Here is a 20,071-nt window from a genome sequence, read left to right as displayed (position 1 = left end):
CGCTCACTTCAGCCTGCTCGACGCAAGGATCGACACCAGGTGCAGCAGGGTCTGGAGCAGCGCGATGCCGGCGAGTACGGCGACGCCGAGCCGCGACCAGAACAGGTCGCCGCGGACCTGGTCCACGATCGCGAGGACCAGGATCAGCAGGGACGCCTCGATGCCGAGGATCAGCCGGTGGAACTTGAGCATCGCGGCGGCCTTGCGGGCCAGCGCCATCCCGGAGGACCGCATCTCGGCCGCGGACTCCTGCACCGGGGCCTTGCCGGTCTGGTGCCGGGCGACCCCGACCAGGTCGGTCTCGGCCTTGATGAGGATCGCGCCGAGCGCGGCCAGCGTCCCGAGGAAGGCCCACAGCCAGTCGATACGGCCGCTGCCCCACAGGTCGGCGGCGCGCAGCCCGAAGCCGACCAGCACGGCCGCGTCGGTGAGGTAGGCGCCGACCCGGTCGAGGTAGACGCCTGCCAGGGAGTACTGCTTGCGCCAGCGGGCGATCTCGCCGTCGACGCAGTCCAGCAGCAGATACATCTGGACGCACACCACGCCCAGCACGGCGCCCGTGATCCCCGGCACCAGCAGCGCCGGGGCGGCGAGTACGCCGAAGACGGTCATCAGGTACGTGAGCTGGTTGGGCGAGACCCTGGTGTTCACCAGGTAGCGGTCGACCCGCAGGGACACCTCACGCATGTAGAGGCGTCCCATCCAGTGCTCACCGCTGCGCCGGTCCTTCACCCCTGCGGGGTGGACGACGGGACGGAGTTCAGCTACCGATGGCCTTGACATAGTCGGCGTAGTTGTCCTTGATCTGGTCGGTTTTCAGGTCGAGGTGTTCGAGGATGGTGTAGCGGCCGGGGCGGGTCTCCGGAGCGAACTCCACCGCGCGGACGAACTCGTCCACCGTGAAGCCGATCTCCTCCGGCAGCACCGGCAGTCCGTGCCGGCGCAGCACCTCGGCCATGTACGCCGATTCCTCGTGGGCTCCGCGCAGGTACATCGCGAAGGCCGCGCCCAGTCCGCACTGCTCGCCGTGGGCGGCGGCGCGTTTGGGGAAGAGCAGGTCGAAGGCGTGGTTGATCTCGTGGCAGGCGCCGGAGGACGGGCGGGAGTCGCCCGACACCGACATGGCGACACCGGTGAGGACCAGTGCCTCGGCCAGGACCTGGAGGAAGCCGTCGTCGCCGACGCCACCGGGGTGCCTGAGCACCGCCTCGCCGGCCTGCCGGGCCATCGCCGCGGCGAGACCGTCGATCTTCTCGCCCTTGACCCGGTTGGCCAGCTCCCAGTCCGCGACCGCGGAGATGTTGGAGACGGCGTCGCCGATGCCGGAGCGCACGAAGCGGACGGGGGCCTCACGGATCACGTTGAGGTCGATGACCACCGCGATCGGGTTCGGCACACCGTACGAGCCGCGCCCCGCGTCGTTGTCGAGCGTCGCGACCGGTGAACACAGGCCGTCGTGCGCGAGGTTGGTGGCGACGGCCACCAGCGGAAGGCCCACCCGCGCGGCCGCGAACTTGGCGCAGTCGATGATCTTTCCGCCGCCGAGGCCCACGACCGCGTCGTACCGGCCGCCCTTTATGTCGTTCGCCAGCCGGACCGCGTCGTCGATGGTGCCGCCGTCGACCTCGAACCAGGTGGCGCCGGGCAGGCTCGGCGCGATCCGCTCGCGCAGCCGGGCGCCCGAGCCGCCGCTGACGGCGATGGCGAGTTTGCCGGAGTGCGAGATGCGTTCGTCGGCGAGCACGCACGCCAGGTCATCGAGGGCACCCGGGCGGATGTCGACGACGACGGGCGAGGGAATCAGCCGGGTCAGTACAGGCACGCGATCTCCCGCCCCTTGGCCAGATCCTCGTGGTTGTCGATCTCGACCCACTTGACGTCGCCGATCGGGGCCACGTCGATCCGGAAGCCGCGGTTGACCAGTTCCTGGTAGCCGTGCTCGTAGAACTGCTGCGGGTCGGTCTCCCACACGGTCTTGAGCGCGTCGGCGAGTTCGGGGGTGGCGTCGCCCTCGATGAGGGTCACGCCGATGTACTCGCCGGTGGCCTCGGCGGGGTCCATCAGCTTGGTGATCTTCGTCATGCCCTTGGCGGGGTCGACGACGACCTTCATCTCCTCGTCCGCGAGGGACTTGACGGTGTCGAGGGCGAGGATGATCCGCTTGCCGTCGCCGCGGGCGGCGAGCAGCGTCTTCTCGACGGAGACCGGGTGGACGGTGTCGCCGTTGGCGAGGATCACGCCGTCCTTGAGGGCGTCACGTCCGCACCACAGGGAGTAGGCGTTGTTCCACTCCTCGGCCTTGTCGTTGTCGATGAGGGTGAGCTTGAGTCCGTACTTCGCCTCAAGGGCCGCCTTGCGTTCGTACACGGCTTCCTTGCGGTAGCCGACGATGATCGCGACCTCGGTCAGACCGATCTCGGCGAAGTTGCCGAGCGTGAGGTCCAGGACCGTCGGTTCGCCCTCTATGCCCGCGGGCCCCACCGGCACCAGAGCCTTGGGAAGGCTGTCGGTGTAGGGGCGCAGACGCCGTCCGGCGCCGGCCGCCAGCACGAGGCCGATCATGCGGGTTCTCCTTCATCGTGTACGGCGGGCGCGCCTCCCAAGTGGGAGGTCACCCAGAAGCGGATGCTCTCGACGAGCACCAGCAGGGCCACGGCCACGGCCAGGACCGTGAGCGCGACCGGGAACTGCGACGCGGTGAGCGCGGCGGCGAGAACGGTGACGAGCAGCGTCCGCCCCTCCTGCCCCCCGATGGCGCGCACCAGCCAGGCCGGGGGCGCCCCGGCGTTGCCGCGAATGCGGTACACCGTGTCGTAGTGATGGTAGGCGACGGCGGCCACCAGGCCGAAAGCCGCAGGAAGCGCTCCGTTCACCTCCGCTTCAGCGGCGAGTACCAGGACGGTGCAGTATTCGGCCGCCCGGAAGAGCGGGGGGACCAGCCAGTCGAGGGCGCCCTTGAGGGGGCGGGACAGGGCCTGGCCGGAGGTGAGCGCGTAGACGAAGGCGCCGACCACGGGGGCCCAGGTGACGCCGGAGAAGAGGGAGACGGCGAGGATCGCGGTGCCCGCGAGTGCGATCAGGAGCGGGGCACCGAGGCGGCCGGGGTTGACGCGGGCCACGAAGGCGGCGAGCGGTCCGTTGTCCGCCAGGTCCGCCAGCGCCTGCGCCGCCCGGTCCGTCCGCCGCGCCTTCCGGGTCAGCGAGCGCAGCACCCGGCCCGCCGCCGTGTACGTCGCCGCGAAGGCACAGCCGACGAGAAGGACGTAGAAGGTGATGCGGGGGGTCGTCACCGCGGTGAGGACGGCGATCATCGCCCATCGTTCGCCGATGGGCAGGACTATCATCCGGCGCACCCAGACCGTCCAGCCGACGCTGTCGAGCTTGTCGGAGAGGGCGGCGGTGGGGCTGGTGTTGGCGGTGGCGTCGTGGTTGGCCTCGTTGAAGGAGAAGTCCACGACGTGCCGGCAGGTCTGGAGGATCATCGCGCCGAGCGCGAGCGCCCATACGTCGTCGCCGCCCCTGGCCGCTCCCAGCGCGAGGCCCGCGTAGTAGGCGTACTCCTTGGCCCGGTCGAAGGTGGCGTCGAGCCAGGCGCCGAGGGTGGAGTACTGGAGGGAGTAGCGGGCGAGCTGGCCGTCGGTGCAGTCCAGGACGAAGGACGCGATCAGCAGGACGCCGGCCGCGACGAACCCGGCGCGGGTGCCGGTGGCCGCGCAGCCCGCCGCGATCAGCGCGGTGAGCAGGGAGGCGGTGGTGACCTGGTTCGGGGTGAGGCCGCGGCGGGCGCACCAGCGGGCGATGTAGCGCGAGTACGGGCTGATGAAGTGGGTGGTGAAGAAGCCGTCGCGGGACTTCACGGCCGACTTCAGGCGTACGGCCTCGTCGTCGACGGCGGCGACGGCCTGGCGTGCCTCGTTGCGGGACTGCGGGTCGGCGGGGACCGTGGCGACGAGGCTGCCCAGCTCGGGGTGGTGCACGTCCGAGCCGTCGGCGTCGAGGGCGGTGACGATGCGGTCGGCGAGGTTGTCGAGGAGGGTCGTGCCGCCGCCGGCCGAGTTCTCGCGGGCCATCGCCCGGGTCAGGGCCTGGCGGCCGGCGGGCCGCGCGGTGACGGCGCCCGGTACCGCGGCGAGCGGGAAGCGGGGGTCGGTGAGACCGAGGCGCAGCGCGTGCAGATGGCCGACGAAGCGGGCGTCCACGACGGCGACGCGCCGGTCGCCCGGAACGGCCGCCAGCAGCGTTTCCGCCTCGGTGGCGTCGGCGGCGATCCGGACGTCGAAGCCGAGCGAGCGCAGGTCGTCCTCGATCGACGATCCGGGGACCGGCTGACCGGTGAGGATGGCGGTCGACAACCGAACTCACTCCCTGGTGCCGACGCGTGGGCGCCGGTCATGTGCATGGTGGTGGCGCCCTTCGGGTGGCACCCGGGCGGCATGTCGGCAGAGGCTATCGGATGCTCTCAAGCCCGTGTTCACCGGCCGTTCATAGGCTGATCAACAGGATTTGCAGGCGCCTCCGCCGAGATCATCATCAGGGATTCGGCCCCTGGCCGACAAACCGCACCGGCCAGAGCGGGCATCGCGGGACATTCCGCGGAGCCCACGACGGCGGCCCACAGCGGCGGATGTCCGGCGGGCCCGCCGTCCGGCCCCTCCCGCAGGCGCTCCGCACCACCCTGACCTGCGATCCGTTTGCGCAGGTCAGAGCATATGACAACGGTGTTCAGTGCCGCGTTGCCCGATACCCCCCACCCGTAGTTCACTGTGGTTCCGGGCAGTCATCAGGAGGGCGGCTTTCATGGGGGCAGGGCACGACCACGGGCATTCCCACCCGCACGACAATCCCGTCACCGGTACGGCCGCGGCGGCGTACCGGGGCAGGCTGCGGGTCGCGCTGGGGATCACGCTCACCGTGATGGTCGTCGAGGTGGTCGGCGGGCTGCTCGCGGACTCCCTGGCGCTCATCGCGGACGCGGCCCACATGGCGACGGACGCGCTCGGGCTCGGCATGGCGCTGCTCGCCATCCACTTCGCCAACCGCCCGGCGGCCGGCAACCGCACCTTCGGCTACGCCCGCGCGGAGATCCTCGCCGCGCTCGCCAACTGTCTGCTGCTGCTCGGCGTCGGCGGCTACGTCCTGTACGAGGCGGTCCAGCGGTTCGTCGCGCCCGCCGACACCGAGGGCGGACTGACCGTCGTGTTCGGTCTGATCGGCCTGGTCGCGAACATGATCTCCCTCACGCTGCTGGTGCGCGGCCAGAAGGAGAGCCTGAACGTGCGCGGCGCGTTCCTGGAGGTGGCCGCCGACGCGCTGGGCTCCCTCGCGGTGATCGTCTCGGCCGTGGTGATCCTGACCACGGGATGGCAGGCGGCCGACCCGATCGCCTCGCTCGCCATCGGCCTGATGATCGTGCCGCGCACGCTGAAGCTGCTGCGCGAGACCCTGGACGTCCTGCTGGAGTCGGCGCCCAGGGATGTCGACATGCGGGAGGTGCGCGCCCACATCCTGGCCCTGGACGGCGTCGAGGACATCCACGATCTGCACGCCTGGACGATCACCTCGGGCCTGCCGGTGCTCTCCGCGCACGTGGTCGTCGGCTCGAACACACTGAACGCCATCGGCAACGAGAAGATGCTCCACGAACTCCAGGACTGCCTCGGCGACCACTTCGACGTGGAGCACTGCACCTTCCAGCTGGAGCCGGGCGGGCACGCGGAGCACGAGGCGAAGCTCTGTCATTGACGGCTTGATCGACGGCTTGATTGACGACTTACCGATGACTGACCGAAGCCGACGGAATCCGAGGGAAATCGACCAGGTCGGACGGAACGCAACCGTCCGGTGCACACCCGTGTCCACACTCCCGTGACCCCACCCCCGGACGGTTCCCCCGTCGCCGCGCCGGGCACGATGAACTGCCGGGAGTGCCGGATTCGTACGGCAGACTTGGCTTTGAAGACCGATGTGAAGGATGGGTATGCCGATCACACCTGCCACCGCGACGCACAGCTCGTCGAACGGCACCGCCGAAGCGATCCTGCTCGAACTGGTCGACGAGAACGGCGTGACGATCGGCACCGCGGAGAAGCTCTCCGCCCACCAGCCACCGGGGCGGCTGCACCGCGCCTTCTCCGTCTTCCTCTTCGACGAAGAGGGCCGGCTCCTCCTCCAGCAGCGGGCGCTCGGCAAGTACCACTCCCCCGGCGTCTGGTCCAACACCTGCTGCGGCCATCCCTACCCGGGCGAGGCACCCTTCGCGGCGGCGGCCCGGCGGACGCACGAGGAGCTCGGGGTGTCCCCCTCGCTGCTCGCCGAGGCGGGCACGGTGCGCTACAACCACCCCGACCCCGCCTCGGGCCTGGTGGAGCAGGAGTACAACCACCTCTTCGTCGGCATGGTGCAGTCCCCGCTGCGGCCGGACCCGGAGGAAGTGGGCACGACCGCGTTCGTGACCCCCGCCGAGCTGGCGGAGCGGCACGCGAAGGACACCTTCTCGTCCTGGTTCATGACCGTGCTGGACGCGGCCCGCCCGGCGGTCCGCGAGCTGACGGGCCCGTCCGCGGGCTGGTGAGCGCCCGGCCTACGGCACCCGCGCGACGGTGAGCGGCAGCGCGGCCCAGATCACCTTGCCGCCGCTCGCCGTGTGCTCGACGTCGCACACCCCGCCCGCCTCCCGGGTCACCTCGCGCACCAGCAGCAGTCCCCGGCCACCGGTCTCGTCGTGGTCGGCCACCAGGGCGGTCGGGCGGTAGGGGTGGTTGTCCTCGACGGACACCCGCACCCACTCGGCGCCCACGGCGACCTCCACCGCGAGTATCGGCGACAGCAGCGCCGCGTGCTTGACCCCGTTGGTGACCAGCTCGGACACGATCAGCAACAGCCCCTGCAACAGGTCGTCCGTCAGGGGCACGCCCTGGCGGAGGAGCAGGTCCCGCACCGCGTGCCGCGCCTGCGGGACGGAGGCGTCGACGGCGGAGGCGGTGAACCGCCAGACTCCCTCGTACGGCAGCGGACCCGGCGGGGCGGGGGCCGGGGGATCGTCCCCGACGCCGCCTTCTGGGCGGGGGCCCGACCCACGCCCATCGTTCTCCATCGTCCGGTCGCCACCCTTGCGCTCGATTGTCACCACCCGACGAGTGTTGGCAACGACCCGCTCCGCCCCCTACGACTGAACAGAAGTCAGCAGTTTTCGGGTGTATTACGACCGCTTCCGCACGGCACGGTCGCGTGTTGGACCGCTCGTGTTCCGATCGTGCCGACTTCACGAACTCTTCCGGGTGTACGTAGCATCCAGCGCATGGAGCCCCGCCTGCTGCACGAGGTGACCGACTCGGTCGCCACCGTCGTCATCCACCACCCCGACAAGCGCAACGCGATGACGGCCGCGATGTGGCGCGCGCTGCCGCCGCTGCTCGACACCCTCGCGGCCGATCCGGCGGTACGGGCACTGGTGCTGACCGGTGAGGGCGGTACGTTCTGCGCCGGGGCCGACATCTCCACGCTGCGGGAGTCGCCGGGCGAGGCGCAGCGGCTCGCGGTCCTCGCGGAGGAGGCGCTGGCGGCGTTCCCGAAGCCGACGCTGGCCGCGATCCGGGGCCATTGCGTGGGCGGCGGCGCGCAGTTGGCGGCGACCTGCGATCTGCGGTTCGCGGAGCAGGGGGCACTGTTCGGGGTGACTCCGGCGAAGCTCGGGATCGTGTATCCGGCCTCCTCCACCCGGCGGTTGGTGTCGCTGGTGGGTCCCGGGACCGCCAAGTACCTCCTCTTCTCGGCCGAGTTGATCGACGCGGAGCGGGCGCTGCGCACCGGGTTCCTCGACGAGCTGCTGCCCGAGGGCGAACTCGCCAAGCGGGTCGCGGAGTTCACCCGGGTACTGGCCACCCGCTCCCGATTGACGCAGGCCGCGGCGAAGGAGTTCGCCGACGGGCGTACGGACAGGGACGGTCACTGGACCGAGCAGGCACGCGACAGCGACGACACCGCGGAGGGCGTCGCCGCGTTCCTGGAACGCCGAGAGGCGCGCTTCACCTGGACCGCCTGAGAACGAAAGGACGGTTCGCGTGGCGTGGATTCTTCGCGTTTCCCGATGCCGGCCGCAATGGCGAGTACCCCACCTTTCCCACCGTCTGATGCCTGCCATCCGATGCCCGCCACTGGAGACCGTACCGACCAGTCGGTAACGTGACCGTCATGACTACTGCCGCTGTCGATCCCCGTGCCGGGCGCCGCTGCCACAACGCGCTCAACTCCCTGCACGCCACGCTCTACTTCTCGCCCGACCTGGGGAGGGAATTCTCGGAGCTCGGGGTCACGGACTCCAGGGCCATCAACTTCGCCGCGCGGGCGGCGGCGCTGGGACGGGTCGGGCCCGGAGTGGTGGCGGCGACCTTCTACAACTACAAGTACGAACTCGTGGCCCAGCACGTGCCCGCCGTGTGGGAGATCACCTCCCCCGAGCAGGCCCTCCAGGCACGCGCGCGTGCCGTCGACGCGACCCTGCGCCGACTGCTGGACGACGACGTCGCCGAGTCGCAGGAGATGGCGGAGGCCGCCCGGCTGGCGCTGCGGGCCGTCGAGGCGTGCACACGTGCCGCCCGCCCCCTGTACGCCGCGCATGCCGATCTGCCGGTCCCGGACGAGCCGCACCTCGCGTACTTCCACGCCGCGACCCTGCTGCGCGAGCACCGCGGAGACGGCCATCTGGCCGCCCTGCTGTCCGCCGAACTCGACGGCCTGGAGGCGGTGGTGACCCACACCGCGACCGGCAAGGGCATGACCCCGAAGTGGGTGTTCGGCACGCGCGGCTGGAGCCAGGAGGAGTGGGACGCCGCCGCGGGACGGCTACGGAAGCGCGGACTGCTCGACGGGGACCGCGAGTTGACCGAGGCGGGGGTCGCGCTGCGCGCCGGGATCGAGGCGGAGACCGACCGGCTGGACCGGGCACCCTACGAGCACCTGGGCACCGAAGGGGTCGTACGACTGACCGAGCTGGCGACCGGGTTCGCCCGGCGCGCGCTCGCCGCCGGGGCGTTTCCGGCGAATCTGCTGGGCAAGAGCTAGCGGCCGGACCGCGACCGGACATCACACGGGCGCTGCCGGGGGTTGAAATCCGAGGTGCGGCGGAGCGCGACGTAGTAGAAGATCACGTCGGAAGGGGGGCCAGTTGTCTGTTGCCTGCCTATACCAGGCGATACCCGCGGCCTGTCCTGCTCCGCTCTCGCCGTCCAGAAGATCACGCAAAATCGAATCCCGGACGGCGCCCTGATCCCCGAGTGTCGGTGCCACCTGCCACAATTGCCGCGCAACCTCAGTGGAGAAGGCGGTACGGGCGTGACGACACCCCTCGTAGGGTCCATCGAAGGCAGGATCGCCGAGGAGCTCGGCGTACGGGAGCGGCAGGTGAAGGCCGCCGTCGAGCTGCTCGACGGCGGTTCGACGGTGCCCTTCATCGCCCGCTACCGCAAGGAAGCGACCGAGATGCTCGACGACGCGCAGCTGCGCACGCTCGAAGAGCGGCTGCGGTATCTGCGGGAGCTGGAGGAGCGGCGGACCGCGATCCTCGAATCGGTGCGCGAGCAGGGCAAGCTCACCGAGGAGCTGGAGGCGCAGATCCGGGCGGCGGAGACGAAAGCGCGCCTTGAGGACATCTACCTCCCCTACAAGCCCAAGCGGCGCACCAAGGCGCAGATCGCGCGCGAGGCCGGTCTTGAGCCGCTCGCGGAGGGCCTGTTGGGCGACCCGAGCGTGGAGCCGCTGGCCGCTGCCGCCGCGTTCGTCGACGCCGACAAGGGTGTCGCCGATCCGCAGGCCGCCCTGGACGGCGCCCGGGCGATCCTCACCGAGCGGTTCTCGGAGGACGCCGACCTGATCGGCGAGCTGCGCGAGCGGATGTGGGGGCGCGGGCGCCTCGCCGCGAAGGTGCGGGACGGCAAGGAGGAGGCGGGCGCCAAGTTCGCCGACTACTTCGACTTCTCGGAGCCGTTCACCGCGCTGCCCTCGCACCGCATCCTCGCGATGCTGCGCGGCGAGAAGGAGGACGTCCTCGATCTCGTCCTGGAGCCCGAGGAGGACACCGAGGGGCCTTCTTCCTACGAGGGGATGGTCGCCCACCGATTCCAGATCCTCGACCGGGGCCGTCCCGGTGACAAGTGGCTTCAGGACACGGTCCGTTGGGCCTGGCGCACCCGCATTCTCGTACACCTCGGCATCGACCTCAGGCTGCGGCTTCGCACGGCGGCCGAGGACGAGGCGGTCAACGTCTTCGCCTCGAACCTGCGCGACCTGCTGCTCGCCGCCCCGGCCGGCACCCGCTCGACGCTCGGCCTGGACCCCGGTTTCCGTACGGGCGTGAAGGTGGCCGTCGTCGACGCGACCGGCAAGGTCGTCGCCACCGACGTCATCTACCCGCACGTCCCGGCCAACAAGTGGGACGACGCCCTCGCCAAGCTGGCCCGGCTGTCCGCGCGGCACTCGGTCGACCTGATCGCGATCGGGAACGGCACGGCGTCCCGCGAGACCGACAAGCTCGCCGGTGAACTCATCACCAAGCACCCGGAGTTGAACCTCACCAAGGTGATGGTGTCCGAGGCCGGCGCGTCCGTGTACTCGGCGTCCGCGTTCGCCTCGCAGGAACTGCCCGACATGGACGTGTCGTTGCGCGGCGCCGTCTCCATCGCGCGCCGACTCCAGGACCCCCTCGCGGAGTTGGTGAAGATCGACCCCAAGTCGATCGGGGTCGGCCAGTACCAGCACGACCTGTCCGAGGTGAAGCTGTCGCGTTCGCTGGACGCGGTGGTCGAGGACTGTGTGAACGGCGTCGGCGTGGACGTCAACACGGCCTCCGCGCCGCTGCTTTCACGCGTCTCCGGCATCACCTCCGGCCTCGCCGAGAACATCGTGTCGCACCGCGACGCCAACGGCCCCTTCACCTCGCGCACCCAGCTGAAGAACGTGGCACGGCTCGGCCCCAAGGCCTACGAGCAGTGCGCGGGCTTCCTGCGCATCCGCGGCGGCGACGACCCGCTCGACGCGTCCAGCGTGCACCCCGAGGCGTATCCGGTCGTACGGCGGATGGCGAAGACCACGGCCGGCGAGGTGGCGTCGCTGATCGGCAACACGACGGTGCTGCGGTCGCTGAAGCCGACGGAGTTCGTGGACGAGAAGTTCGGTCTGCCGACCGTGACCGACATCCTGAAGGAGCTGGAGAAGCCGGGGCGCGACCCGCGGCCCGCGTTCAAGACGGCCACGTTCAAGGACGGCGTCGAGAAGATCTCCGACCTGGCGCCCGGGATGGTCCTGGAGGGGGTCGTCACGAACGTCGCCGCGTTCGGGGCGTTCATCGACGTCGGTGTCCACCAGGACGGACTGGCGCACGTCTCCGCCCTGTCGAAGACGTTCGTCAAGGACCCGCGGGACGTGGTGAAGCCGGGCGACATCGTCAAGGTGAAGGTGCTCGACGTCGACATCCCGCGCAAGCGGATCTCGCTGACGCTGCGGCTGGAGGACGAGGCGCAGGCACAGGCCTCCGGCGGGGAGCGGCGACAGCAGGGTGGGGGTGGCGAGCGCCGGCAGCGGAGCGGTGGGCGTCCGCCTCAGCAGCGGCAGCAGCAGGGCGGTGGCTCGCGCCAGGCTGCGGCTCCGCCGCCGGCGAACAGTGCGATGGCGGATGCTCTGCGCAAGGCGGGGTTGGTCGATCCCAAGAAGGGGCGCAAGTAGGAGGTCGTTGGGGAGCTGCGGGCCGGTGGGGGCTGGCAGCGCCCTGCTGAAGAATGGGCGCATGACCTCACCGGACTTCAAAGCCGACCTCCGCGTCATCCTCCAGGACAGCCGTGACACGCTCCTCTGGAAGCTCGAAGGGCTGTCGGAGTACGACATCCGGCGGCCCATGACGCCGAGCGGCACCAATCTGCTGGGGCTGGTCAAGCATCTGGCCGGAGCCGAGGCGTTCTACTTCGGGACCGTCTTCGGACGGCCCGTCGACGCACCGGAGTTGTGGATCGCGGGAGACGCAGAGCCGAACGCGGATCTGTGGGCAAGGCCCGACGAGACACGGGAGCAGATCGTCGGGGACTACCGACGGATCTGCGCACACTCGGACACGACGATCGAGGCGCTGCCCCTGGACGCGGTCGGCCGTATCCCCGGTGCCGGGGGAAATGAGATCACCCTGCACCGCACCCTCGCCCACATGATCTACGAGACGTCCCGGCACGCGGGCCACGCCGACGTCGTACGAGAACTCGTCGACGGAGCGGCGGGCCAGCGGGCCGGGGGCGACAACATGGCGCCGGGCGACGCGAGTTGGTGGGCGGAGCACAGAGAGCGGGTGGAGCGTGCCGCAGAAGAAGCCTCACATCAGCGCGCCCCAAAGGGGCGCGGGGAACTGCGCGACCAGCCCCCACCGACCGGCAGTGAACGCACTACCTGAGCCTCACCGCCGCTCAGTCACCTTCCCGCCCGCCACCTCCAATCGCCGAGTCACCTGAACCGCGTCCAACATCCGCCGGTCATGCGTGACCAACAACAACGTGCCCTCATACGCGTCCAGCGCCGACTCCAACTGCTCAATGGCAGGCAGGTCCAGGTGGTTCGTCGGCTCGTCCAGAACCAGGAGGTTGACACCCCGGCCCTGGAGCAACGCCAGGGCGGACCGCGTCCGCTCGCCCGGTGACAACGTCCCGGCCGGCCGCATGACATGGTTCGCCTTGAGCCCAAACTTGGCGAGCAGCGTGCGGACTTCGGCCGGTTCGGTGTCGGGCACGGCCGCGCAGAACGCGTCGAGCAACGACTCCGTACCGTGGAACAACTGCCGGGCCTGATCGACTTCGCCCACCAAGACACCCGAGCCGAGCGTCGCGGCCCCCGCGTCCAGCGGGATCCGGCCGAGCAGCGCACCGAGAAGCGTCGACTTGCCCGCGCCGTTCGCGCCGGTCACCGCGACCCGGTCCGCCCAGTCGATCTGGAGGGACACCGGGCCGAAGGTGAAGTCTCCGCGTCGTACCTCGGCGTCCCGCAGGGTCGCGACGACCGCGCCGGAGCGGGGCGCGGAGGCGATCTCCATGCGCAGTTCCCACTCCTTGCGGGGCTCCTCGACGACGTCGAGGCGTTCGATCATGCGCTGGGTCTGCCGGGCCTTCGCGGCCTGCTTCTCGCTGGCCTCGCTGCGGAACTTGCGGCCGATCTTGTCGTTGTCGTTGTTCGCCTTGCGGCGGGCGTTCTTGACGCCCTTGTCCATCCAGCCGCGCTGCATCTGGGCGCGGTCCTGGAGCGCGGAGCGTTTGTCGGCGTACTCCTCGAAGTCGTCGCGGGCGTGCCTGCGGGCCACGTCCCGCTCCTCCAGGTAGGCCTCGTAACCGCCGCCGTAGAGGTTGATCTGGTTCTGGGCCAGGTCGAGTTCGAGGACCTTGGTGACGGTGCGGGTGAGGAACTCGCGGTCGTGCGAGACGACGACCGTGCCGGCGCGGAGGCCGGAGACGAAGCGTTCGAGGCGTTCCAGGCCGTCGAGGTCCAGGTCGTTGGTCGGCTCGTCGAGGAGGAAGACGTCGTAGCGCGAAAGCAGAAGCGAAGCCAGGCCCGCTCGCGCCGCCTGGCCGCCGGACAGGGAGGTCATCGGCTGGTCGAGGTCGATGGTGAGGCCGAGGGTGTCGGCGATCTCCTCGGCGCGTTCGTCGAGGTCGGCGCCGCCGAGGTCGAGCCAGCGCTCCAGGCTCGCGGAGTAGGCGTCGTCGGCGCCGGGTGCCCCGTCGACCAGGGCCTGGGTGGCCTCGTCCATCGTGCGCTGCGCCTCGGCGACGCCGGTGCGGCGGGCCAGGAACTCGCGCACGCTCTCGCCCGGGCGCCGCTCCGGTTCCTGCGGGAGGTGGCCCACGGTCGCGGCCGGCGGGGAGAGGCGCAGTTCGCCCTCCTCCGGTGCGAGCAGTCCGGCGAGCATCCTCAGGAGGGTGGACTTGCCGGCGCCGTTGGCACCGACAAGGCCGATCACATCTCCGGGGGCGACGACGAGGTCGAGTCCGGTGAACAGGGCGCGGTCGCCGTGTCCGGCGGCGAGATTCTTGGCGACGAGAGTGGCAGTCATCAGACCGCCGATCCTAATCGGTCCCCTTCCCGGCCCGCGCCGCGCGTTTCAGCGTGCCATCGGCGCCACCAGCACGCTCCCCGTGGTGCGGGCCACGACGAAGGACTCGCCCTTCACGGCTTTGGCGTCGAGGGCGATGCGGTGGCGGCCGGGTTCGAGGACGCCGTCGAAGACGTCCTGGGTGTGGCCGCGGTGAAGGCGGTCGAGGCGGTACGCGGTGACGCGCACGCGGCACGGGGAGGTGACCTCGATGCCGGCCTCGCCGTCGGCGGCGACCAGGCGGGTCAGCCGGTGCTGCTCCAACGGGCGCCGGTCCAGGGCCTGTTCGATCTGGGCGACGAGGAGCGGGACGACGGGGGCGAGTCCGTCGACGTACGCCACGTCGACGCCCGCGCCGTCGAAAGCGGCCCGTACGGCGGCGCGTTCGTCCGCGGTGACGGCGCGGCCGAAGGCTACGGCGCCGTAGCCGCGGAGTTCGTCGGCGGGGACGTAGGTCGCGTCGCCGGTGATCTCGGCGCCGATGCCGATGGCGCGGAGGGCGGCGGCGAGCTTGTTGAGGACGGCGACGCGGGCGCCGATGAGGAGGACTCGGCGTTTGGCGGCCGGGGGTTCGGTGCCGTCGATGAGGGAGTCGAGGGCCGTGCGGTACTCGGGGCCGGCGAAGCGGAAGGGCCCTATGCCGTGGTAGCCGTTGCGCTCCAGGTCGGCGTGTTCGTCGGTCTGCCAGGCGAAGTCGCGCCAGATGTAGTCGGTGCCGTCCCGTTCGATGACGGCGGTGACGGCGCCGCAGGCCAGGTCCGCGCACTCGGGGCAGCCGTAGATGATGTGGCGTCCGCCCTCCAGGGGTGGGTCGGTCTCCAGGAGGAGGCTGCGGACCTGGGCGGTGAAGATCGCGGGCGGGATGTCGGAGGCGAGCGGGGAGACGGCGTCCAGGTCGGCGAGCTGGAAGAGCAGCGGGCGGCCGTCGACGAGGAAGTCGACGAAGTCGCGGTGCACCTGGTAGCCGCCGTCCGCGAGGACGTCACCGGCGCGCATCGCCGGTGCCAGGCCGAAGGCCGCGTACGCGGCGGACATCGCGTGTTCGGCAGACATGCTGTGAGTATCCCCAGCGCGCCACCGATGTCTGCACGGCTTGGTGCATTCCGCTACCGTCCGCGCATGGAGAGCGGTGTGAGTGGCGAAGTCATCGTGGTCGGCGGGGGCGTCATCGGGCTGACGACGGCCGTCGTCCTGGCCGAGGGCGGTGCCCGGGTCCGGGTGTGGACGCGCGAGAGCGTCGAGCTGACGACCTCGGCCGTCGCGGGCGCGCTGTGGTGGCCGTACCGGATCGAGCCGGAGGCGCTCGTCGGTGAGTGGGCGCTCCAATCACTGCGCGTGTACGAGGAGTTGGCGGCGCGGCCCGAGGAGACGGGCGTACGCATGGTCGAGGGTGTACAGGGCGGGACGCGGCTGGACGAGCTGGGGCCGTGGGCGCGCCGGGTGCCGGGGCTGCGGTCGGCGCGGGCCGAGGAGTACGCGGGCGGCGGACTGTGGGGAAGGCTGCCGCTGATCGACATGTCGACCCATCTGCCGTGGCTGCGGGAGCGGTTCCTGCGGGCGGGCGGGACCGTCGAGGAGGCGTCGGTGACGGACCTCACCGAGGTGCCGGCGCCCGTCGTCGTCAACTGCACGGGCCTGGACTCCCTGGACCTGGTGCCCGACCGTTCGATGCGGCCGGTGCGCGGTCAGTTGGTCGTGGTGGAGAACCCGGGGATCACGACCTGGTTCACGTCGGTCGACCACACGGCGGACACGTCCACGTACTTCTTCCCGCAGCCGGGCGGGCTGATCCTGGGCGGCACGGCCGAGGACGGCGCCTGGTCGATGACGCCGGACCCCGCGACCGCCGAGGCGATCATCGCGCGGTGCGCGGCGGTCCGCCCGGAGATCGCCGACGCCCTGGTCCTGGAGCACCGGGTGGGCCTGCGGCCGACGCGGCCCGCCGTACGACTGGAGCGTCAAGTGCTGCGGGACGGGCGGGCGTTGGTGCACAACTACGGTCACGGCGGGGCGGGGATCACGGTGGCGTGGGGATGCGCCGAGGAGGCCGCGGAGTTGGCACGGCCGCGGCTGGGCTGAGCCTCACCTGTCTGCCCGGAGCGGGGCGGAACGGCGGAGTGTGTTCGCGCCGCTGCCCCGCTCCGGGGCCGTGATCAGTTGCCGGGTACTCGCTGGGCGGCGGCACGGGGTGCCCGTACGCCGTCCAGGGTCGTGGCCGTGGGAGCCGTGGACTTGACTCCCGCCGTGGCCTTGGCGAACGCCGACGCCCCGCCGACGAGCGGGAGTTGGGCCGACGTGCGGGACAGGGTCACGGTGAGGGTCGGGGTGGTGGACGGCGGGTCGATGAGGTCCCGGTCCGTGCCCGCGACGATCAGGGCGAGGCGGTGCCCGGCCGGGACGACGTGGTCGGTCGCCGCCAGGTCGAGCGTGATGGTGTACGCCTTGCCGGGGGTGAGCGGTACGCCCTTCGTGGCGGAGGCGTAGTTGCCGAGATCGGCCCAGCCGCGGCTGAAGACGTTGTAGTCAACTGCCGTGGTTCTGGCCTGGGTTGCCAGGAAGCAGGCGCTGTCCCCTGCCGTGCTCTCGCCCCAGCAGGTGCGGTTGGTGAGCGTCGTGATGCCCTCCGCCGAGTCGGCGTAGTCGCGGATGGTGTCGGGGCCCAGGTCGACCAGGACGGCGGAGAGATGGGCCGTGGCGGTCGTGGGCGTCGCGGTGATGGTCACCTTCGACGAACCCGACAGCCGCAGGTCCTTCTTGAGCGGTCCTGTCACGAAACCGGCCTTGTCCGCCGTCGACTTGTCGATCGCGGCGGCCCAATCCGTCTCGCTCTCCTGCGGGTTGTCGGTGAACGTCTCGGTCCCGGTGCCCTTGCCGAGGCCGAGCGTGCCGACACCCGCCTGGGTGCCCCGCGCCGGGTGGAGGGTCGTGGTCGCGGTGCCGCTCGGCGGCCAGGTCTTCGACGTCTCCCACTGGTCGGGGTGGCGTTCGACGTCGGCCATGGGCCGGCGGTCGATTCCGTTGTCGTAGCCGAGGAGTTCGTGGTCGAACCAGCGGTGCAGGGTGTCGACCCAGGCGTCGCGGCGGTAGTCGAAGGGGTCGACGTGGCCGGTCTGGGAGAGCCAGATCTTGCGCTCGACGCCGTTCTTGGCGAGGGCGTCCCACCACTGGCCGAAGTTCTTGGTGCGGACGTTGAGGTCCTGCATCCCGTGCAAGAGGAAGACGCTGGCCTTGACCTTGCTCGCGTCCTTCACGTAGTCGCGCTCGGTCCAGAACGGCGTCCAGTCGCCGGTGCGCGGAGCCCCGTCGACGATCTTCTGCTGGACGGCGGCGCACTTGGCCTGCGCGTCGGGGCTCTCGACGGCGTCGGACAGCCAGTCGGGGCCGGAGTCGTAGAGCGGGGCGCCCTTGGCGAAGTAGTAGTCGTACCAGGAGGAGATGGCGCTGATCGGGACGATCGTCTTCAGGCCCTCGACGCCGGTGGCGGCGACGCCGTTGGCGATGGTGCCGTCCCAGCTCTTGCCGATCATTCCGGTCTTGCCGTTGGTCCAACTGGCTTGCGTACGAACGGTTCCGGTGCGTGTCGTGTACGCCTTCGCGCGGCCGTTCAGCCAGTCGACGACGGCCTTCGCGGACTGGATGTCGGAGCGGCCACCTACGTCGACGCAGCCGTCGGAGCGGTTGGTGCCGGCGAGGTCGACGCCGACGAAGGCGTAGCCGCGCGGCACGAAGTAGTTGTCGTAGAACAGCGGCATCTGGACAACGTTGCCGCTCGCGTCGTAGGTCTTCAGCTGGCTCTCGTTGCCGCGTCCGCAGCAGGAGTAGTAGGGGCTGGCGTCCATGATGACGGGGACTTTGCGGCCCTCGCGGGCGGGTTCACTCGGCCGGACGATGTCGACGGCGACCCGGTCGGTCCTCCCGTCGCCGTCGCCGTCGAGTCCGGTGTCCACCCAGACGGCCTCGCGGACCGCGTTCGCGTAGGAGTAGACGGGTTGGCTTTCCTGCGGGGCGCTCTGGGCCACTGCCGGGGTGAGGAAAGTGGCCAGGAGGGCGGCGGTCGCCGCCGTCGCGAGCGATCTCCAGATCGTGAAGCGCGTGCGTTTCGGCATGCGCGGACGGTACATCGGTCAACTCCCGTGCTGGAAGAGGCACTCGGAGTCATGTCGGCCGAATGGCGATCGTGTGACAGGAGGTGCCGTGGACAGGCGTGGGAGCACAGGGACTGAATAGCCTTTGAACAGACTGAAGACCGAGTGAACCAACCTTTCGGCTCGACAGATCTACAGATCGACAGCTCTACAGATCTATGGCTCTTCGACCTTCGTGGACCCCCACGGCTCCCCGGCCTTCCGTGGAGCCCTACGACTTGGAGTTCTCGTGCACCGCAGAATCATCGCGCCGGGAGCGCTCGCGGCGGCCTCCCTGCTGCTGGCGATCCCGGCCTCGGCGGCAAGCTACTCCCCCGGCGCTCCGGGTATCGGCGACCCCTACTACCCGTACTACGGCAATGGCGGCTACGACGTCTCGCACTACGACCTCAGGCTTCAATACCAGCCCGCGACGGACGAGTTGGCGGGTACGGCGACCATTCTCGCCAGGACCACGCAGGATCTCTCGCGGTTCGATCTGGACTTCCTCCTCGACGTGAGCGAGGTGCGGGTCAACGGCGTGAAGGCGACCTTCGCGACCTCCGGCCAGCACGAGCTGGAGATCACCCCGAAGACCCCGCTGCCGAGCGGCACACCGATCACGGTCGTGGTCCGCTACAGCGGGGTGCCGTCCACGAAGAGCGCCTACGGCTTCACCACCTGGCACCGCACTCCGGACGGCGCGGTCGCGGCGGACGAGCCCGAGTCGGCGTGGTGGTGGTTCCCCAGCAACGACCACCCCAGCGACAAGGCGACCTACGACGTGTCGGTGGCCGTACCGAACGGCACCCAGGCCATCTCCAACGGCACGCTCCAGTCGACGAGTTCACAGCTCGGCTGGACCCGCTACAACTGGCGGGAGAACAAGCCGCAGGCCACATACCTGGCCACGCTCGCGCTCGGCAGGTTCGACATCACGACCAGCACCTCGGAGGGCGGGGTCCCGGTCGTCAACGCCTACAGCAAGGACCTCGGCGACAACGACGGGTCCGCGCGGGCGAGCGTGGAGCGGACCGGGGAGATCGTCGACTGGCTGAGCGGCTACTTCGGTCCGTATCCCTTCAGCAACGCCGGCGGGTATGTGCCCAACACGACCACCGGGTACGCGCTGGAGACGCAGAGTCGCGTCTACTACAGCCCGAGGCAGTTCGCGAACGGCGCCAACACCTCTGTCGTCGTGCACGAGTTGGCCCACCAGTGGTATGGCGACGACGTGTCGCTGAAGGGCTGGAAGGACATCTGGATCAACGAGGGCTTCGCGCGCTACGCACAGTGGCTGTGGTCCGAGCACGAGGGCGAGGGCACGACGCAGCAACTCGCCGACTACGTCTACGCGTTGCACCCGGCGGACGACGCCTTCTGGACGATCGCGCCGGGCGACCCGGGTCCGGACGACCAGTTCGAACTCCCCGTCTACGACCGGGGCGCGCTGGCCATCCAGGCACTGCGCAACGACATCGGCGACGACGCATTCTTCGCGATCCTGAAGGGCTGGCCGAAGGAGCACGCGTACGGCAACGCGTCCGTCCAGGACTTCCAGGCCTACGCCGAGCAGGTGTCCGGGAAATCGTTGTCGGCGCTCTTCGACACCTGGCTGTTCCAGCCGTCGAAGCCGGCGGCCCCGGCGGCCCGTTCGGCGTCCATCGCGAAGGCGTCGGCCGCTCCGACGCAGCCGAAGTCGTGGAAGAAGATCGCCGCGACGAACGACGTCCACGGGGGCTGACGGCACGGCGGCGGCTGAGCGGTACCGGTACAGGCAGGACTGTCCGCCCTGCTGACCCGCCTCGGCGCGGGCACCGACGTCGCCCTGGGC

16 protein-coding genes are annotated in these 20,071 nt (G+C 70.4%); 8 read left to right on the top strand and 8 right to left on the bottom strand.

Features of this window, described 5'->3' with window-relative positions; all coding sequences use genetic code 11:
• Positions 1–3: 3 nt before the first annotated feature.
• From ACWIHT_RS14700 to ACWIHT_RS14685, 4 genes are read right to left on the bottom strand one after another with little or no spacing between them, the layout of a single operon-like run.
• Entirely contained in the window at positions 4–783 is a 780-nt protein-coding gene (locus ACWIHT_RS14700) for a CDP-alcohol phosphatidyltransferase family protein (RefSeq protein ID WP_456168059.1), read from the bottom strand.
• Positions 761–1,822, bottom strand: a complete 1,062-nt coding sequence (locus ACWIHT_RS14695; protein WP_200710407.1) for an iron-containing alcohol dehydrogenase family protein — start codon at positions 1,820–1,822, stop codon at positions 761–763. Before ACWIHT_RS14695 ends, ACWIHT_RS14700 begins: the two co-directional genes overlap by 23 nt.
• Complete coding sequence (locus ACWIHT_RS14690; protein ID WP_456168057.1) at positions 1,810–2,562, bottom strand: phosphocholine cytidylyltransferase family protein; 753 nt, start codon at positions 2,560–2,562, stop codon at positions 1,810–1,812. Before ACWIHT_RS14690 ends, ACWIHT_RS14695 begins: the two co-directional genes overlap by 13 nt.
• Complete coding sequence (locus tag ACWIHT_RS14685) at positions 2,559–4,352, bottom strand: DUF5941 domain-containing protein (protein ID WP_456168055.1); 1,794 nt, start codon at positions 4,350–4,352, stop codon at positions 2,559–2,561. Before ACWIHT_RS14685 ends, ACWIHT_RS14690 begins: the two co-directional genes overlap by 4 nt.
• 445 nt (positions 4,353–4,797) lie before the next feature.
• On the opposite strand from ACWIHT_RS14685, the gene ACWIHT_RS14680 reads away from it, so the two are divergent.
• Positions 4,798–5,742 (top strand): cation diffusion facilitator family transporter, encoded by a 945-nt coding sequence (locus ACWIHT_RS14680; protein ID WP_456168053.1) that lies wholly within the window; start codon positions 4,798–4,800, stop codon positions 5,740–5,742.
• A 235-nt stretch (positions 5,743–5,977) separates the two neighbouring features.
• Positions 5,978–6,571 carry an isopentenyl-diphosphate Delta-isomerase gene (idi, locus tag ACWIHT_RS14675; RefSeq protein ID WP_456168051.1) on the top strand — a complete coding sequence of 198 codons (594 nt, stop codon included), beginning with the start codon at positions 5,978–5,980 and terminating at the stop codon, positions 6,569–6,571.
• A gap of 9 nt (positions 6,572–6,580) precedes the next feature.
• Here the strand turns inward: idi and ACWIHT_RS14670 are convergent, their stop codons facing one another.
• Positions 6,581–7,093: an ATP-binding protein gene (locus ACWIHT_RS14670; RefSeq protein ID WP_456168823.1), complete on the bottom strand. Its 513-nt coding sequence runs from the start codon at positions 7,091–7,093 to the stop codon at positions 6,581–6,583.
• Positions 7,094–7,297: 204 nt separating this feature from the next.
• Here ACWIHT_RS14670 and ACWIHT_RS14665 point away from each other — a divergent pair, with 204 nt between their 5' ends.
• The 4 genes from ACWIHT_RS14665 (at position 7,298) to ACWIHT_RS14650 (ending at position 12,427) form a co-directional block, all read left to right on the top strand.
• A complete protein-coding gene (locus tag ACWIHT_RS14665; RefSeq protein WP_456168049.1) occupies positions 7,298–8,041 on the top strand; it encodes an enoyl-CoA hydratase/isomerase family protein in 744 nt (247 codons plus the stop codon).
• Positions 8,042–8,190: 149 nt separating this feature from the next.
• A complete protein-coding gene (locus ACWIHT_RS14660; protein WP_456168047.1) occupies positions 8,191–9,060 on the top strand; it encodes an SCO6745 family protein in 870 nt (289 codons plus the stop codon).
• 270 nt (positions 9,061–9,330) lie between these two features.
• Positions 9,331–11,715, top strand: coding sequence for a Tex family protein (locus ACWIHT_RS14655; RefSeq protein WP_456168045.1), 2,385 nt, complete (start codon positions 9,331–9,333; stop codon positions 11,713–11,715).
• Between the two features lie 61 nt (positions 11,716–11,776).
• Entirely contained in the window at positions 11,777–12,427 is a 651-nt protein-coding gene (locus tag ACWIHT_RS14650) for a DinB family protein (RefSeq protein WP_456168043.1), read from the top strand.
• A 3-nt stretch (positions 12,428–12,430) separates the two neighbouring features.
• Here ACWIHT_RS14650 and ACWIHT_RS14645 read toward each other — a convergent pair whose 3' ends face one another.
• Together ACWIHT_RS14645 and ACWIHT_RS14640 are read right to left on the bottom strand one after the other, a co-directional pair.
• Positions 12,431–14,074, bottom strand: a complete 1,644-nt coding sequence (locus ACWIHT_RS14645) for an ABC-F family ATP-binding cassette domain-containing protein (RefSeq protein WP_456168041.1) — start codon at positions 14,072–14,074, stop codon at positions 12,431–12,433.
• A gap of 48 nt (positions 14,075–14,122) precedes the next feature.
• Positions 14,123–15,148: an oxidoreductase gene (locus ACWIHT_RS14640; protein WP_456168821.1), complete on the bottom strand. Its 1,026-nt coding sequence runs from the start codon at positions 15,146–15,148 to the stop codon at positions 14,123–14,125.
• An 84-nt stretch (positions 15,149–15,232) separates the two neighbouring features.
• Between ACWIHT_RS14640 and ACWIHT_RS14635 the strand changes: the two genes are divergently transcribed.
• On the top strand, positions 15,233–16,192 hold the full coding sequence (locus tag ACWIHT_RS14635) for an FAD-dependent oxidoreductase (RefSeq protein WP_456168039.1): 960 nt from the start codon (positions 15,233–15,235) through the stop codon (positions 16,190–16,192).
• Between the two features lie 74 nt (positions 16,193–16,266).
• Here the strand turns inward: ACWIHT_RS14635 and ACWIHT_RS14630 are convergent, their stop codons facing one another.
• Complete coding sequence (locus ACWIHT_RS14630) at positions 16,267–18,219, bottom strand: Xaa-Pro dipeptidyl-peptidase (RefSeq protein ID WP_456168037.1); 1,953 nt, start codon at positions 18,217–18,219, stop codon at positions 16,267–16,269.
• A gap of 268 nt (positions 18,220–18,487) precedes the next feature.
• On the opposite strand from ACWIHT_RS14630, the gene ACWIHT_RS14625 reads away from it, so the two are divergent.
• Positions 18,488–19,981: a M1 family metallopeptidase gene (locus ACWIHT_RS14625; protein ID WP_456168035.1), complete on the top strand. Its 1,494-nt coding sequence runs from the start codon at positions 18,488–18,490 to the stop codon at positions 19,979–19,981.
• The last annotated feature ends 90 nt before the right edge of the window (positions 19,982–20,071 follow it).

The organism is Streptomyces sp. NPDC002276, from assembly GCF_053891435.1.
Note: the sequence above shows the minus strand (reverse complement) of the source record. Positions and strands in the feature narration are given on the sequence as shown.